Consider the following 15,373-nt stretch of genomic DNA (forward strand, 5'->3'; position numbering starts at 1 on the left):
ATTTTTGTTGTGGCATAAGAAAGCACCTCCTTTAATTGATACGTGTATCGTACCAGGAGATGCTGCTTGTTTATATGCGTAGTTTGAATTCGGGCTTACGTTGTTACATCGGCAAACGAGCCTATGTATCATACCCACCTCTCCAAGCAACGTCTTATAGTTATTTACGTTGAAAACTATTTTTACTTACTAAATATATTAAGTAAGCAAAGTTAGAAAAGTAGCTGTCCTTATTTCATTATTTACAATTGATACGGTAAAAATCTTATTATATATATCTAAACGATAGTTCAATAACTAACTTTACGCCTCCATGTTATCGTAATATTCAAAAAAACAGTTATAAAATAAAAAGAAGACCGCATTATTGATCGCCAAAAAGCCATGTTGATTAAACGCATGGCTATCTATATCCGTTTTTATTTCTGTTCGAGGCGAGCAATTCTGTCTTCTAGTTCTTGAATCTTTTTCTGCTGAGCTAGAATTAATCCTTTTAATTCATCGAAGGCACTTTTTGGAAGCTCCTTAGAGGATTGAAACTCCATATTTTTTTGTATGGTTTGACCCGTTATCTCTACTTCCATCGTGTGCCCAGTCACTTCTTTTATGGTTTCAATCATCATTGTTTTATAGCGTTCTTCCAACCAGTCAGCCTGAAATTCATTCTTTGTTTTGACAATCACAACATCGTCCTTTATTTCTGCTGTTGTGTTCTTCAGCCATGTTTCAAAACTAGGCTTGCTAATTCTTTCGCTAATAAGATGTAAGACTTGTTTCCATTGCTCCATTTAAAATCCATCTCCTTATTCTTTTTTCAACTGATCAAGCGTTAAGTAGTAACCACGTTCAATTTCTTCAGCTTTTTCCTTTTTTACGTTTGAAAAGAACCTGTTAAAAAGAATTTAAATATTTCCCTCTGTTTTCTTCCCAGTAGGGATCTTTTTCCCAATGATATGTATCGTTAAAAATGTTTAATTTATGATTTTATTTCAATATTACTTATTAAACCAATTTTACCATAAGCCTTATTGCTAACTTGTATCATTCGCTTAAGTGAAAGAATCAAAAAGATTATAATTAACCATCAAGTTTTGTTCAAGAATATGGCCATTATACTAAAGAAAGGGCACAATTCTTATTGCAGAGATGCGCCCGATTGCGGAAGATCGCTATTGAAAAGCCCTTAATCGCTGAACCCACAAATTCTCTTTTTATTTGTACATCATCTTTCTGAAAAGAGCTTAAATTAGAAATGAAACATTACTGTACTGAGCATAAGTTATTTAATTTCTCACTATTAGGACCCTCTATTTTAATAGATAAATCTTCTTGAACCCATAAATGAAGATATCCCAACCTGGATAATGCCTTACTTTTTTTATTTACTTGCTCTCTATACAATGGAGTTTCTGGCCAAGCAGCAATATAAAAAGCATTATTTTTATATTTTTTATCATCCTCTCGCTCCATTAACTTATTAATTTGGCTCTTGACGTTATCTCTTACTGAGCTTTTTGGCATAGCTCCTATACTATTATCTGTGTCATATTTATTTTTAACAGATCCTTTAGCTTCAATGTAAAGAGTCGCGCCATTTTTCGAAAGCTCTAAATCAATCCCTCTTTCGTTATTTTTTGCCTTTTTCATAAGTTTAAAATCGTATTTATTAAAATAGTCCTCAATTGCATCAATTAATTTGTTTTCAGTAATAAATAGACCTTCAAATGGTTTTGTCATAATTTCCACCTCATACAAGACATTATAACAAAGCCGGATCAGGATACGCTTTAAATAATTCCGTTTACTTCTTCTGAAAATCTTCCTTTAAGTTATACGTATAGGCACTTTAAATATCAAATAATCCAAGCAATTAGATACATCACTGTGCTAAAAAACATAATAATAAGGTCATTTAACTATTGAAAATATTCCATTAAATTTTCACAATTCATTAAGAAAGAGCGCATTTCTTACAGCAGAAATGCGCCTGATTCTGGAATAAGCTGCTAGATATTATCATCGGAAGACGAATTAAATTAGAAATAAAATCGAATTCCATATCTCCAATGCTTTCCTATTGTTTTATAATAAAAAGTATAAATAATTTACATAAAAAGGATGAAACCAATATGGAACTCTCTAAGACCCATATAATTCATATTCAATGGGATGGACCTTATAACTTAACTCAACTTCCAGACTTAATGAATGAGGAAACTGATTATGGTATTTATCAGGTTTACGGCAATCATCTCGTTTATGGTAATGATGTGTTACTGTATATCGGAAAAGCAGATCGTCAAACACTCGGAAGAAGAATCTCTCAAGAAGGCTGGCTAGATACTAACGACTCAAATAGCATAAAAATTTATGTTGGAAGATTTCATGGTAAAAGTAACCCCTCTCAAGAATTATGGTCTTTAGAAATTGACTTAGCTGAACGATTTTTAATCTATGCTCATAGCCCAGCTAACAACTCTAAAAGTATTTCTACACTCCCAGACTCAGAATTTCAGGATATACATATCTTGAATTGGGGACATCGTAGATCTCTTCTCCCGGAGCTTTCCGGATTACTTTGGACTAGTAAGTTAGATGACGTTGAATATGAATTATATAAATGGGTGTAATTGCACCCATTTTTTTCTTTCTGTCGCCTTTTGGTTCAAATGTGCAGTACTCTTGTCAAAGATTATAAATTAAAAGGACCCAATCCCTTGTACTGGAATAGCGCCCTTCGTATTATGGAATAACAAAAATATTGTTCTTATCCCTAAACCATTTAATTCTTGTTTAACTAAAGCAGTTTACTTTAATTACAGTATTTCACACATATTTGAAATAGAAATGCTGACCTAACAAGTACCTCCAATATCCTCCTCTAACCGATTGAATTAGACTAAATTGTATCACCGCTTTGATAAGAAAAATGCCTTGCCCCCTATTAAGGCAAAGCACCCATTAGTTAGTAAAGGGGGAGGCATTACCTATCAGTATCTGCGATATAGTATTTCATTTAGTCTCCTTGAATTATTTACAAAATCTCTATTTACAAATTATTTTCCCAAGCTTTTTCTCTTAAATCCCAATAATCTTGTGCCAGTAGCATATATCTTCTTACGTCTTCTGGGTTTTCAAGCGGTTTTTCTCCATCTACAACAAGGCGTTTAACGAATTCTCTATCATCAATAAAATAAATTTTTTGGCAATAGTCGTATATATCATCAAAAGTATCTAAAAAATTTTTCAATGGTAGAGAATTATATCCTGATTGGCTGAATATATTAAAATTACCTGTTTTATTATCTGACATTCTGATTCTATCTTTTAAGGGAATACTTAGATATTTGTTGAGATAATATACAAAAGTGTCTAATCGATCAAATCCATCCAGTGTATCTCGATTCCCTTTGAATTTATTCATCCCCCCAGTACTTGGCATGAGAGAAAAATTTAATAATGTATGATGGTGTTTTTCACATTTATCAAGCAAATCTAAATCTTTTCCTTTTAGAATCTGTTTAAATCGATATATTTTCCTGCAGTTAAAATTAAAATCACAATCTCCTGATAAACTGAATTTAGACCAAAATCGCCTTTTTTTAGAATATTCACTGTTTTCGTTAATTCCAGCGATATATCTAATATTTCCCTTTTCTGAATAGCGTCCGTATAAATTATAATAGGTATCAATATGATTCAGATTAAATTCGTTGATTAGTTTCCAATGCTTAGGAGTATATACTTTTATATAATGCTCCCAAGCAAATGGAGAAGAATCTGCATCGAATTCTAAACCTTTTTGCTTCTGTGGAATTTCAGGATATCTTTCCATATTTTTCTCCTTATCTAGCATTTACTCCTAATAATTATAAAAATTAATACTTAATTTTTCGATGTATTCTTACAATGTGCTGAATCTGACATATATACTGCGAAACTATTTCCTTTACATTAGACATGTTATTTTAAAATAAATGTTCAACAATTAACTCTCTGATATTTTTATGAATCCACTTTTTATCTTGATATGAAGGATCTAAAGACAATTTTACTACTTCCTTAATCAATTCAACATCTGATAAGTATGTCTGTTTCGAATCTTCACTATTATTTTCAATATCATTGCCGAGCCACAATTGCTTCTTTAAAGCCATTTAATCCATCAACTGAGAATATCAATACATCTCTCTCTTTTTTAATGTCGTTCAAGACTGCTAACCAGAATTTACTGCTCTCATTAGCTCCTACCCAAATACCTAAAATTTCTTTTTTATCATCTAAATTTACACCTATAACAACATTAGCTGCCTTAACAACTATTTGCTTATCTTCCCTTATTTTGTAGTGGATAGCATCAATAAATACGAATGAGTATGTATTTTCTAATGGTCTATTTTGCCATTAGTTTCTTATTGTTACATTTACTTCCGTTTAATATGAGGTCTCTCACAATCTTTAACCCATAACGACTTTCTTTTAATGTCTTATTCCAGATAATGGCCCTAAAATGGAAAATGAGCGCTTATCCTTTTTGAAGGATAGCGCCCGATAATTGAATAACTTATATATGATCTGAATCATTATTGGCCAACGCATTCTGCACGTTAAGAGAATACAACCTAATATACCCTATTTCGAGTTGGATTTTGTATTAAGGTCCCTGTTTCTTAAAACAAAATTTTGGTCAACTACATATTCCTCAACTGTTTCCGGATAATAGTGGGAAATAACTTTTTCTCTAGGTATATCTTTGGGTACATGTAAAAATCGTGAATACAATTCTGTACCTGATTGAAGTTTTTCATCTATTAAAATAAAGCAATCTAACGCATCTACAAATTTCTTTTCAACGAGTTCTTCGTATAGATTCAAATAGTTTATTTCTTCATCTTTTGCTTTCTTTTCAGCAATAGAATATGCGTGTTCAAAGGACTGTGCTTTAACAAGCATTATGCTTTCTTCAAAAGTTTTGTATGTATTGGTGTAATTTTTGTCTATTGTTTCTGGATTAGGGTTTCCCGAGATGATGCTTTCATATAGTAATTTTACTGCATACCATTCCCACGAAGATTTTCTTTGATTTTGGTTCACATAAATCCCCCCTCGTATATTAGCAGCAAGTACTCTTTCATTAGATTTTTACAATACAGGAAAGCGCCCTTAACTTGAATAACAATTATTTATTATTTTGAAAAGAATTATACTTTGTATAATAAGGAAAAATTAAAAAATTACTTGTAATTAGGATTACTCCAATTAATACAAGAATGATAAAAGATATGGAATGTAAAGAAACAGAAAAAACATTTGAAAGAATGCTAGAAAGGAATACAAATAAACCATTTATCAGCCCAAATATTAATCTTGACCGAAAAGTGATATAGTGTTCCAAGCCACATTGTTTACAAACTAATGGTTTGTACCACCATTTATTTGCCCTTTGAATTTCTTTCCATCTAAATTGATAGCCACATGAATCACAGCTTTGAATACCCAAATGTTTATCCTCGACTTTCATGGAAATGACTTTGTTGATTACAAAACACTTCTTTCCTCTTCCTAATCCTGTAATTTCGACATAAAATTTTGATTTTCCTTCTTTCACTAAACTGCTCATTAGTTTAAGTGGAATTCTTCACAAACTACACACCGTCTTTACAACAAATATTCAATTTTGCTTGAGGATTCTTATTCCATTATATGGCCCGATTGTGGAAATTTCCCTCATAAAAACAAGCACAATTCATTCTGCTGAATTGTGCCCGTTCTACATAAAATTATTTTCACCAACTAAACCCTATCTTTTAAAAAAGGGGAAATTTCGGAGGAATACGTCAAAATCATTTTATGCATTGCTCTTGTACAGGCAATATACAACAAGCTTTTATCTAGATCCGTTTTATAGTTCGCTTCATCAGTAAATGGAATGATCACATGATCAAATTCGAGCCCTTTTGCCATATGTGCAGAGGTAATAATGATTCCATCGTGGTATTCCTTACTATTGAAAGTTAATAAATGAATATTCTTGTTCAAGTGTTTTATTGCTTGATAAACCTTTTCGGCCTGGGGTTGTGACTTACAAATGATTCCAAGAGAAGTGTGCCCTGATTTTAGAAAAGCACCCATCAGCTTCTTAATGTTCTTCATTTCTTCATCAAAACTGAAAGATTTTATCAGGACCGGTTCTTCGCCATGTCTTTCAATTGGAATTAGGTTACTATGTGGATTTAATGTTTTCGCGAAATTTGTTATCTCCACGGTGGAACGATAGCTTTTTAACAATTCCACTGTGTCGGCATCCTGAAAGATTTCCTTTATTTTCTGCAGAGAGGATGACGAATATGGATTAACAGATTGGCTGCTGTCACCTAAAATTGTTTTTTTACATTTAAATATTTTGGAAAGAACTGCATATTGAATCGGTGTATAATCCTGCATTTCGTCCACCAGCAAGTGCTTTACAAATTCATAAGACTTAATTCCTTCAAGGTAAATTTTCAAGTACATCAATGGGAAGGCGTCCGCATACTCAAGTACTTTTCCTTTTTTAAAAATAAATAAGTCTGGCTTGCGAATGTGCTGATAAAATTCTTTGTAAAGAGACAGGGTATCAGCAAACTTAAACATTTTCTTAATCGCTGGTTTAATTTTTCGAGAAATAGCTCCCGGCAAACGTTTTCCAGCTTTATTTCTATAATTGGCCACAATGTTTGCGGCGATCTTTTCCAATCTCGGTTTGATTGGCAGCCATTTAAAAGAGTTATAGCTTTTCAATATATCCTTTTTGGAAATGAACACTGACTCAATTTTTATATCAACTGGTGAAAAATAATCAGTTTCGATTGATTTAGCGAAAGATTCTAGTTGGTCGTAGAAATCAACTGTTGCCTTATACTTAATTCTATTTACAGCCCCAAAGTCCGCATCCGCAAGAAGTTCCACTACTTGCTGATCAAAAGTCTGGATGTCGCAAATTCCCACCAATTCCTTACGCGCCAGTTCCTCCATCCTCACTTCAAGAATATTCTCTTCTCCCAACTCTGGTAAAACATTTGAGATGTAATCCGAAAAAACCTGGTTGGGCGAAATGATTAAGATGTTTCTAGAAGTAAGCGTTTCTTTGTTTCGATACAACAAAAATGCCACTCGGTGCAGAGCGACAGACGTTTTCCCTGAGCCAGCAACCCCTTGGATGATTAACTCTCTGGACGTTTCATTTCTAATGATGAGATTCTGCTCTTTTTGAATCGTCGCGACGATATTTTTCATTTTCTCATCTGAAGTACTGCTTAGCTCCTTTTGTAAAACTTCATCATTGATATTAAGGGAGCTTTCAATCATATATTCCATAACGCCGCTTTTTATTTTGTATTGTCTTTTAAGGCAAACCTCGCCTTCAACATTTCCGACTGGGGATTGATAATAGGCAGATCCAAGCTCAAAATCATAGAATAAACTTGAAACCGGGGCTCGCCAATCATAAATAATATTCTCATGGGTATTCTCTTCAAAAAAAGCATGAATTCCGATATAGAAAGGTTCTCTACCGCTTTTTTTAGCCTCAACAAAATCAACTCTGCCAAAATAGGGAGATTGCAGCAGCTTTTGAATTTTTCGACGCTGTATCACCGCTTTTTCGCCAAAATCGATTCCCAGTGAAACCTCAACACGATTAGCAGCTTGTTCCGCTGCATCAAGCTCTGCGATATTTTCCCAAATATACTTTTTTGCTTCAATTACATCTCTATTAATCGTAGAGATTTTATCATTAACAGAATCAAATTCTTTATTAAGCTTAGTCAATACTTCTTCAAGATGCTGTCTTTCCTCTTTTTCCGTTCGATTAAGCATCAATATACCCCTTCCATGAGCTGGTACACTCTATTTTAGGGAAAAAATAAAAAAAATATAGACTTATTATGGCCTATCTAGTATATTATATTAAAATTATCCCCCTTAAAAAATTTTCTTCTTTTTAGAAGAGATAAACATAGTCAAAACAACAGGCGAACCAGAATCTGGTTTGCCTTTTTTGGTGTTTCTTCATATTAACTTCTCAGCTCATACCAATGCCACCGGATTTTAATAATCTAAAAGAAGTGGCCAAAAAATGACCACCTCGTACTTATACATCTACTTTATAGCTCAATTTTAACTCATCCCCAGGTAACCCTCTTATACCCCAATTATGTTTTGGAGTTTCAAAAATGGTAATCTCAATATCCTGTGGAGATATACTCAATTCGCTATTCATACGTTCAAAAAGTAGTTTTATTAATTGTTTTTTGGTTTCTACTGAACGTCCTTCGAACATACTAATTTCGATTATTGTATATGCTTCAGTTCTTCCACTAGCATAATAAAAATCTTCTTTCTCCATAGGGAAGAAACGGTGAAACCTCTTTTCAGATGGTAAATCTAGTGCTGCCACCATACACGAATGAATAACATTCGACAGCGACTCCTTAATTGAATTTAAGCTGTCCTTTACTCCATAAATTTTTATTTGCCCCATTCTTATCTATCCTTTTATTATTTTTAACATTGAGTTAGCATTTTTCTGAAATTCGTATGGTACCTTCACTTCTTCAGTTGTACAACCATTATTTTCAAGATAGCTTATTATTTTTTCTAAATGCTCGTATCGCTTTCCTTCTAAGTCTACTAAAGGAAAGATGCGAATCTCTTCTTTTGTTACCCTTAATAACTCATTTAGAGTTTCAATGTGAAATTGAAAGTCTAATCTGTCACCATACATAAATAGAAAATGTGCAGATAGGAGTAGATCAAATTCATCATTTTTAAAAGGTAAAGTGGGCAATGTGACAGGGATGTACCGTTCACTTGATTTCTTCATATCATCGGAACAATCATTCAAAGCATACAAACGATGCCTCCTAAGACCTACTAAATCTTTGAAATAATCCCATTTAAAATTACTTTTAGCCTTTTCCATATGTTCCATTGCATGCTCAATATCTTGAAGACCTTTATTTTTCAAATCTTCCACCGAATGAAAATAGGCAATATCACTTGCGGTAACATCTAAACCTAATTTATTACCGACAGCAGTAAATGAACATGCTCCTGCTGGACAATCAAGTATTTTTTTTCCTTGTAATTCATCTTTGGAAAATGAAAACATATCCATATACTCTTCATAAGTTCTACCTATAAAAATAATCCGTTCTAAATCTAACTTAGTGCTCTGCTCAACTTTATCCAGCTTTACTCACCTCAACTAAAAGAATTATCTATATACTATCACAACCAATTGGAAATATTAACCTTTTAAAGTTACCTTGTTGAATCAGGCTTCCAGGTATTTTTGCTGAATAAAACTCCATCAAAACACAAAAAAACCTCTCGTGAAACGCCTTAATTTAAGGAGATTCAGAGAGGTTTTTTCTAAGTCAAAAAATCATTCCGAGCTTTTCACCTGATATGTCTTGAAGGATCCGGCTCTTCACGCTATATTTCGGATATGTCACATTAACTATTCCTTGTGGTATTAGCCATATCCGTATTATTTTTTGTACCTTTACTTTTATAAGGTTTAGCGCTCTTTGCTTTGTTTGCACTTGCTTGCCAGCGATTCCAACCTTTTTTGTCTGTTCCTCTGCCAGTTCCGCTTTTCCCCTTAGCTTTACTCATACATTCACCTCATTGTTATTACTTTAAGTTACCCATCTGGTTATATTTTTTCAATTAGTTTGAAGAAAATTAGGAATCCTGCAAATTATATGTTAGAATGTGATTACCATTTGAAATACTGTTTCATATTCCCTACTCTTAAGTGAGTGGGTTTTTTTTGTTTTTTTAAGAAAAATAAAAAACAGACTCTAAAAAGAGCCTGTCCATATTAGATATTTTAATTAAGCCTTTTGAACGTTAGCTGCTTGAGCTCCACGTTGACCTTGCTCAACATCGAAAGTCACTTCTTGACCTTCTTCTAATGTTTTGTACCCTTCGCCTTGGATAGCTGAGAAATGGACGAATACATCTTCTCCACCTTCACGTTCGATGAATCCGAAACCTTTTTCGCCATTAAACCATTTTACTTTACCTTTTTCCATGTTTGTTGCCTCCTATGTGTTTGAACACACAATGTATTACTATCCTTGCTCTCAGTGATCATTAAGACGAAAAGTTTTACTAATACTATCCTTTACACCGAACAAAAATAATTCTTCTCTAGAATAGCATTTATTGAAATGATTTGCAAGGAATCCTTTTAACTAATTACTATTTTTAGTGAAAAAAGGAATTTTGACAGCACTTAGAGAATGTATTTAAATTACTATTTTAAAAAAATACCATGAACGTTTGTAGGGGAGGGAATACTTTGGGAGCTAACATCATCATTCGGCAGGCTGAGGAATCTGATATCTCATCTATTTTAGAAATCTACAATCAGGGAATTGAAGACCGAATCGCTACTCTCGAGGAATCAGCAAAGGACGATTTGTATATGCAGGAATGGTTCGCAAACCATCAGGGTCGTTTTAAGGTAGTTGTAGCAGAGCATGATGGAAACGTGGTCGGTTGGGCTTCTTTAAATCCATATAGTAATCGTTGTGCTTACAACGGGGTCGCTGATTTATCCGTATATATTGCTCGGGAATATCGTGGAAAAGGAATAGGAAAAGAGCTTCTATCTCAAATCGAATCCGTAGCAGTGGCTAATGACTTCCATAAAATCGTGTTGTTTACCTTTCCTTTTAATCAACTAGGGCAAGGACTTTATCAGAAAATGGGATATCGTGAGGTTGGCGTTTTTAAAAACCAAGGAAAGTTAGATGGCAAATTTGTTGATGTTATGGCGATGGAGAAATTATTGGGATAAAAAAATGGTGTAGCCAAGAGTTTACAACCCTTGGCTTTTTTAATATTACTCTCCAAATTCGGAAAAACGTTTAATACGGGCACCAATCTCATCACGAACGCGTTGGAAAAATGCCCATTTTTCTTCTTCTGTTCCCTCCGCTTTTGCAGGATCATCGAAGCCCCAATGAACTCGTTTCACTTGAGGAGGTGTCATTGGGCAATGTTCATCAGCGTGACCACATAAAGTAACAACAAGGCTTGAATTGTTTAAAATTTGAGGGTCTATCACATTTGAAGTTTGATTGGAAATATCAATACCAATTTCCTTCATTGCTTTAACCGCATTTGGATTTAATCCGTGCGCTTCAAGACCGGCACTCTTTACATCCCACTCACTACTTAAATATTGTTTGGCCCACCCTTCCGCCATTTGGCTGCGGCAAGAGTTTCCAGTACATAAAAAATAGATTATTTTTTTATTTTCCATTAAATTAATTCCACCTTCAATTGTTTAGTTATGCCACTTGCTCCGAAAAATATTTACGTTTAAACCATAGGGCAACATTGACTAGTGCGATCATGACTGGCACCTCAACTAAAGGGCCAATAACCGCTGCGAATGCTGCACCAGAATGGATACCAAATACTCCAACCGCAACCGCAATGGCCAACTCGAAGTTATTACTACCTGCAGTGAAGGCTAATGTTGTAGTAACAGGATAATTTGCGCCAATTTTCTTTCCCAAAAAGAATGAAACAAAAAACATAACGACGAAATAAATAAGAAGTGGGATCGCAATGCGTACTACGTCTAATGGAAGGCTAACAATCGTTTCCCCTTTTAAGGAAAACATCACCACGATTGTAAACAGTAATGCGATTAAAGTAATTGGACTGATTTTAGGAATAAAGACCTTTTCATACCATTGTCTGCCCTTTGCTTTTACCAAAGTAAATCGGGTAATCATGCCTGCTATGAATGGAATCCCTAAATAGATGAAAACCGATTTGGCAACCTCTGCCATTGTAATATCAACAATTGCACCTTCAATCCCTAACCATTCAGGAATAATCGTTACAAAAACGTAAGCATAAACGGAAAAGAATAACATTTGGAAAACGGAATTAAAGGCAACAAGTCCTGCTGCATATTCTGTATCACCTTTTGCTAGGTCATTCCATACGATAACCATTGCGATACAACGTGCTAAACCAATCATGATTAGTCCGACCATGTATTCTGGCTTATCTTGTAAAAAAATGATCGCTAACAAAAACATTAATGCCGGACCAATAATCCAGTTTTGCACAAGCGACAACAATAACACTTTTACATCCTTAAATAATCGCCCCATCTCCTCATATCGCACTTTGGCAAGAGGCGGATACATCATTAAAATTAAACCAATTGCTAATGGAATAGAGGTAGTTCCCACCTGCATACTGTTTAGACTATCAACAAATCCTGGCGTGATAAAACCTAAACCTATTCCAACAGCCATCGCCAAGAAAATCCACAGGGTAAGATATCGATCCAAAAATCCTAACCGTTTTTTCTCTGTATTACTCATTTCAACACTCCCTTTTCACTATTTTTTTCGGTTTTAGCAACCACATTTTTCTGTCGGGTTACATTGAATAATTTTATTGATTTTTTCATCTTGTGCTGGAAAATGACGCAAAATATCATTAAGGAGTCCGTACAAGTCATTTTGCTTATTAAGAGAATAATAAATCCATTGCCCTCTGCGTGTTTCTTTTACTAGTCCAGCATCCTTTAATTTTCGTAAATGCTGACTGATTGAAGGTTGACTCATTTCAAACACTTCAACAAACTCACAAACACAGCATTCTCGCTGTGTTAAAATCCCCACCATCGTTAATCGAGTTTTATCTCCAAGCAGTTTGAAAAGTTGAGACATGCGTTCTAAATCAATAATGGTTCGCTCCATTTCGACACCTCCTTGAATCACGATATAATTATGTACTTATATATCGATTTTTATTGACTGAACTGTGTTTGATGTCCGAAAATAAGTATATAACTAGATACTTATATATAGCAAGAACTAACCGTTTTCTTTTACATAACCTTTATAAAATCCATACAATTTGACATAGCGGTTCAATAATATAAAAGAGACTTGGATAGCTCCAAGGTAATTATGTCTCCGGAACAGGATGGTTTCTTAACGTCCGAAACGCCTGAGATAATTTCTTTGCAAAATCTAAAGGAGGTTCAACGGATTGTAAATGAAGATAAAAAAGAGTTGGATTGGTGAAAATCCAATGGTTATGAAGGGCACTGACAATTAAGCCCTGTTTTACGACAGCACTAATAAAGCCTGGAATTTCTTCCTGAAGCAGTGTAATTTCCGCTAAATTTAAAGCTACTCCATTTTGATCTAACGATTCAAATGAAATTCCAACTGGTGTAACCGATTGACTAGGTCTTCCCTGAACCAACACTTTAAAGTCTCGATGCAATTCAACGGAACAAGTATCAGCTTTTATTTTACATTTAGTATGAAAAATTTTTCCGATTTGATTTCCAATTGAGTAAAGGTTATTCATGTAATCATCTCCCGACCTCATCTTTTGATAAATTATGTAAATTCCTCATTCAAAAGAACAATTTTGGGAGAATCTTCATCATTTAATCCTTACTCAGTATCCTTTCATTAAGCTTGAAATTTTTTATTCTCAATCGAAATAATCCTTTGTCCTTCCGATGTACGAGCCGTTTCTTTTGTCTCCTCTACCAACTGAGACACATGTTTACAACATTGTTGCGCACCCTTTACAAGTAATGGAACACCTATCACATTAATTCCAAGGCCCCTAGAAAAGAATCCTCCCATTGTCATGGCAAAAGGGACAACAGGTGAGGTATTAGAGAAAATGATTTTCTCATTCAACTGTTGCCGACTGAACATGATTTCACAAAAACTTAATAGAGAAGGAATGACAAGTTTTGATGATCTTCTTCCAATTGTATATACGGAATTCCCCTCCTGATCCTTTCCGTGAAAGAAAATTTTCCCCGCATCTTTCTTTTTTAATTTATTGAAAAATGGGACAGCCAAAACCTCCTCTTTACTAAGAATTTTCTCTGGGTTATCCAAAATTTTAAGATGATAGGCAGCAGCGAGAGATGTACTATGTGTCCCTCCGAAATCGTGATATATAAAAATCATTTTCTTGCCCTCCTAGGTGTTTCTATATGCCTTTATTTGTGTTTTCAATGCTGCGTATATTCCAACAGCAGCATTTCCATAAAACGCTCCCATTAATATGCCTGCCCAAAGATTATGACGATGTGCAAAGAAAATAGAGATAATGAACCCAATCACATTTGCCAATGTCGGAATGAGTGGTTTAGGGATAGGAAAGATTTTCTTAAATATTTGTGTAAGGATGATAACGGTAGGGACAGCAATTAGCGCATCCCAGAAATTAGTATGAATAATAGGAAAAGCTTCCACATGCTCACTTCCTTAAATAAGCATTTACTTACAAATTTTTCTTGAAAATTACTTGCTTTGAATAAACTCTCTAAAGATGTCTGCTTTTATCTTGCGGTTTTTCTTGAAAAAATAATCTAAAATATACAGATTTTTCTCCTTGTGCAAGAGCACGATGCTCTAGTCTTTCACTTATCATGCCATCACCCATACACTAATTTTGGGGTGATGATTGTGTTTCAGCGAAATCAATTGGACAAAATTACTTATCATAAAAGATTTTTTCGGCCATCTTGCTTTCCAGCATTGAATTTGCGGTTCGACACATGGGAGTTCTTTGCTCCTTATTCTGATAAATCATATAACCAAATCCAAATTCCAGCAGCATTGACTAAAACCCCTGAGGATACGCTTTTGAACTATTTTAGTATTTTGCGCGAAGCAGCAAATTTGCTGGAGCGACTTTGCGGTTCAGTCGGTCAGGGGACTAGTCCCTTTCCCATTGCCTATAACTTTTTGTCCAAGGATTATCAAAAAAAATTAAGTTTTGACCAATTTGTTCATTTGTTTGCAGGAGTTGGCCATACAAGTTTGATCAAGCTTTGTCGCATACCTGATCTAAAAGGTGGAATAAGGTTCTTTTATGAAATCGAAACGATTGAGGGATTTGAAGGAAAAAATGGTGAATATTTTGGGTACTATTATGGATTTATTCAACTCATTCACGAGAGTGACGGTTATCGAATTTCAGATATAAGTAAGATTGCGGAGGACTTTCTGTGCGCCCCTTATCACGGATGGGATCATACCGGGGAAGATGTTATTGATATTAAATTTGGTGAGTGGTGTAAGTTAATACAAAAAAGATACCCAACCATAAAAAATGGTTATATAAAAAACATTTGCTTTCGCGGCAATGATGGGGCAAATTATTGGATGATTTTTTTCACGCTAACAAACGGTACGGATGTCGAAATCGCCCAATTTCGTAAAGCTGAAAGTGGCGCGTGGAAACAAATTTTGATCAAACCTGAAGAAGATTGTATAGGATTGAAAAGAGAGTAGTGTTTCTAATA

Annotated in this window: 20 protein-coding genes and 1 pseudogene; 3 read left to right on the forward strand and 18 right to left on the reverse strand. The window is 34.3% G+C overall.

All coding sequences use genetic code 11. The features are described 5' to 3' along the window. Positions 1 to 419: 419 nt before the first annotated feature. On the reverse strand, positions 420 to 788 hold the full coding sequence (locus HHO41_RS12785) for a DnaA N-terminal domain-containing protein (protein ID WP_169099215.1): 369 nt from the start codon (positions 786 to 788) through the stop codon (positions 420 to 422). Between the two features lie 472 nt (positions 789 to 1,260). Next, a complete protein-coding gene (locus HHO41_RS12790) occupies positions 1,261 to 1,737 on the reverse strand; it encodes a hypothetical protein (protein WP_169099217.1) in 477 nt (158 codons plus the stop codon). A 392-nt stretch (positions 1,738 to 2,129) separates the two neighbouring features. On the opposite strand from HHO41_RS12790, the gene HHO41_RS12795 reads away from it, so the two are divergent. Continuing rightward, positions 2,130 to 2,630: a hypothetical protein gene (locus HHO41_RS12795; RefSeq protein WP_169099219.1), complete on the forward strand. Its 501-nt coding sequence runs from the start codon at positions 2,130 to 2,132 to the stop codon at positions 2,628 to 2,630. Between the two features lie 419 nt (positions 2,631 to 3,049). Here HHO41_RS12795 and HHO41_RS12800 read toward each other — a convergent pair whose 3' ends face one another. From HHO41_RS12800 to HHO41_RS12845, 10 genes and pseudogenes are all read right to left on the reverse strand, one after another. Continuing rightward, positions 3,050 to 3,835, reverse strand: coding sequence for a hypothetical protein (locus tag HHO41_RS12800; RefSeq protein WP_169099221.1), 786 nt, complete (start codon positions 3,833 to 3,835; stop codon positions 3,050 to 3,052). 133 nt (positions 3,836 to 3,968) lie between these two features. After that, a complete protein-coding gene (locus tag HHO41_RS12805; RefSeq protein WP_169099223.1) occupies positions 3,969 to 4,157 on the reverse strand; it encodes a hypothetical protein in 189 nt (62 codons plus the stop codon). Then, positions 4,132 to 4,404, reverse strand: a pseudogene (locus tag HHO41_RS12810) (transposase); the annotation flags it as partial. The gene HHO41_RS12805 and the pseudogene HHO41_RS12810, both read right to left, overlap by 26 nt. Before the next feature lie 228 nt (positions 4,405 to 4,632). Continuing rightward, positions 4,633 to 5,094, reverse strand: a complete 462-nt coding sequence (locus HHO41_RS12815; protein WP_169099225.1) for a DUF4288 domain-containing protein — start codon at positions 5,092 to 5,094, stop codon at positions 4,633 to 4,635. An 85-nt stretch (positions 5,095 to 5,179) separates the two neighbouring features. Continuing rightward, entirely contained in the window at positions 5,180 to 5,620 is a 441-nt protein-coding gene (locus HHO41_RS22805; protein WP_481747097.1) for a TIGR04104 family putative zinc finger protein, read from the reverse strand. Positions 5,621 to 5,793: 173 nt separating this feature from the next. Continuing rightward, on the reverse strand, positions 5,794 to 7,857 hold the full coding sequence (locus tag HHO41_RS12825) for a HelD family protein (RefSeq protein WP_169099229.1): 2,064 nt from the start codon (positions 7,855 to 7,857) through the stop codon (positions 5,794 to 5,796). 274 nt (positions 7,858 to 8,131) lie between these two features. Then, positions 8,132 to 8,521, reverse strand: coding sequence for a tautomerase family protein (locus HHO41_RS12830; protein WP_169099231.1), 390 nt, complete (start codon positions 8,519 to 8,521; stop codon positions 8,132 to 8,134). Positions 8,522 to 8,527: 6 nt separating this feature from the next. Further along, the gene (locus HHO41_RS12835) at positions 8,528 to 9,232 is read right to left on the reverse strand and encodes an SAM-dependent methyltransferase (RefSeq protein WP_169099419.1); all 705 of its coding nucleotides are present in this window, start codon (positions 9,230 to 9,232) and stop codon (positions 8,528 to 8,530) included. A gap of 266 nt (positions 9,233 to 9,498) precedes the next feature. Next, positions 9,499 to 9,660 carry a DUF3934 domain-containing protein gene (locus HHO41_RS12840; protein WP_169099233.1) on the reverse strand — a complete coding sequence of 54 codons (162 nt, stop codon included), beginning with the start codon at positions 9,658 to 9,660 and terminating at the stop codon, positions 9,499 to 9,501. Between the two features lie 221 nt (positions 9,661 to 9,881). Continuing rightward, positions 9,882 to 10,082 (reverse strand): cold-shock protein, encoded by a 201-nt coding sequence (locus HHO41_RS12845; protein ID WP_169099235.1) that lies wholly within the window; start codon positions 10,080 to 10,082, stop codon positions 9,882 to 9,884. 269 nt (positions 10,083 to 10,351) lie between these two features. On the opposite strand from HHO41_RS12845, the gene HHO41_RS12850 reads away from it, so the two are divergent. Continuing rightward, the gene (locus HHO41_RS12850) at positions 10,352 to 10,852 is read left to right on the forward strand and encodes an arsinothricin resistance N-acetyltransferase ArsN1 family A (RefSeq protein WP_248278455.1); all 501 of its coding nucleotides are present in this window, start codon (positions 10,352 to 10,354) and stop codon (positions 10,850 to 10,852) included. A gap of 45 nt (positions 10,853 to 10,897) precedes the next feature. On the opposite strand, the gene arsC is transcribed toward HHO41_RS12850, so the two are convergent. The 6 genes from arsC to HHO41_RS12880 form a co-directional block, all read right to left on the reverse strand. Next, positions 10,898 to 11,320, reverse strand: coding sequence for an arsenate reductase (thioredoxin) (gene arsC, locus HHO41_RS12855; RefSeq protein WP_169099239.1), 423 nt, complete (start codon positions 11,318 to 11,320; stop codon positions 10,898 to 10,900). 28 nt (positions 11,321 to 11,348) lie between these two features. Continuing rightward, entirely contained in the window at positions 11,349 to 12,404 is a 1,056-nt protein-coding gene (arsB, locus tag HHO41_RS12860) for an ACR3 family arsenite efflux transporter (RefSeq protein ID WP_169099241.1), read from the reverse strand. Positions 12,405 to 12,437: 33 nt separating this feature from the next. Beyond that, complete coding sequence (locus tag HHO41_RS12865) at positions 12,438 to 12,785, reverse strand: ArsR/SmtB family transcription factor (RefSeq protein ID WP_169099243.1); 348 nt, start codon at positions 12,783 to 12,785, stop codon at positions 12,438 to 12,440. Positions 12,786 to 12,996: 211 nt separating this feature from the next. Then, entirely contained in the window at positions 12,997 to 13,407 is a 411-nt protein-coding gene (locus HHO41_RS12870; protein ID WP_169099245.1) for a DUF1259 domain-containing protein, read from the reverse strand. Between the two features lie 107 nt (positions 13,408 to 13,514). Then, the gene (locus HHO41_RS12875; RefSeq protein WP_169099247.1) at positions 13,515 to 14,030 is read right to left on the reverse strand and encodes a DUF3189 family protein; all 516 of its coding nucleotides are present in this window, start codon (positions 14,028 to 14,030) and stop codon (positions 13,515 to 13,517) included. 12 nt (positions 14,031 to 14,042) lie between these two features. Then, positions 14,043 to 14,318 carry a hypothetical protein gene (locus HHO41_RS12880; protein ID WP_169099249.1) on the reverse strand — a complete coding sequence of 92 codons (276 nt, stop codon included), beginning with the start codon at positions 14,316 to 14,318 and terminating at the stop codon, positions 14,043 to 14,045. 213 nt (positions 14,319 to 14,531) lie between these two features. Between HHO41_RS12880 and HHO41_RS12885 the strand changes: the two genes are divergently transcribed. Further along, positions 14,532 to 15,362 (forward strand): hypothetical protein, encoded by an 831-nt coding sequence (locus HHO41_RS12885; RefSeq protein ID WP_169099251.1) that lies wholly within the window; start codon positions 14,532 to 14,534, stop codon positions 15,360 to 15,362. The last annotated feature ends 11 nt before the right edge of the window (positions 15,363 to 15,373 follow it).

The sequence above is a fragment of the Bacillus sp. DNRA2 genome, from assembly GCF_012843265.1.
Classification (GTDB): Bacteria; Bacillota; Bacilli; order Bacillales; family Cytobacillaceae; genus Bacillus_BU.

Excerpts from the sequence above, each read along its gene's own strand:
- HHO41_RS12805 (WP_169099223.1), bottom strand. The coding sequence starts at position 4,157 with ATGGCTTTAAAGAAGCAATTGTGGCTCGGCAATGATATTGAAAATAAT.
- HHO41_RS12795 (WP_169099219.1), top strand. The coding sequence starts at position 2,130 with ATGGAACTCTCTAAGACCCATATAATTCATATTCAATGGGATGGACCT.
- HHO41_RS12800 (WP_169099221.1), bottom strand. The coding sequence starts at position 3,835 with ATGGAAAGATATCCTGAAATTCCACAGAAGCAAAAAGGTTTAGAATTC.
- HHO41_RS22805 (WP_481747097.1), bottom strand. The coding sequence starts at position 5,620 with ATGAGCAGTTTAGTGAAAGAAGGAAAATCAAAATTTTATGTCGAAATT.
- arsC (WP_169099239.1), bottom strand. The coding sequence starts at position 11,320 with ATGGAAAATAAAAAAATAATCTATTTTTTATGTACTGGAAACTCTTGC.
- HHO41_RS12785 (WP_169099215.1), bottom strand. The coding sequence starts at position 788 with ATGGAGCAATGGAAACAAGTCTTACATCTTATTAGCGAAAGAATTAGC.
- HHO41_RS12830 (WP_169099231.1), bottom strand. The coding sequence starts at position 8,521 with ATGGGGCAAATAAAAATTTATGGAGTAAAGGACAGCTTAAATTCAATT.
- HHO41_RS12825 (WP_169099229.1), bottom strand. The coding sequence starts at position 7,857 with ATGCTTAATCGAACGGAAAAAGAGGAAAGACAGCATCTTGAAGAAGTA.
- arsB (WP_169099241.1), bottom strand. The coding sequence starts at position 12,404 with ATGAGTAATACAGAGAAAAAACGGTTAGGATTTTTGGATCGATATCTT.
- HHO41_RS12875 (WP_169099247.1), bottom strand. The coding sequence starts at position 14,030 with ATGATTTTTATATATCACGATTTCGGAGGGACACATAGTACATCTCTC.
- HHO41_RS12870 (WP_169099245.1), bottom strand. The coding sequence starts at position 13,407 with ATGAATAACCTTTACTCAATTGGAAATCAAATCGGAAAAATTTTTCAT.
- HHO41_RS12790 (WP_169099217.1), bottom strand. The coding sequence starts at position 1,737 with ATGACAAAACCATTTGAAGGTCTATTTATTACTGAAAACAAATTAATT.
- HHO41_RS12845 (WP_169099235.1), bottom strand. The coding sequence starts at position 10,082 with ATGGAAAAAGGTAAAGTAAAATGGTTTAATGGCGAAAAAGGTTTCGGA.
- HHO41_RS12865 (WP_169099243.1), bottom strand. The coding sequence starts at position 12,785 with ATGGAGCGAACCATTATTGATTTAGAACGCATGTCTCAACTTTTCAAA.
- HHO41_RS12840 (WP_169099233.1), bottom strand. The coding sequence starts at position 9,660 with ATGAGTAAAGCTAAGGGGAAAAGCGGAACTGGCAGAGGAACAGACAAA.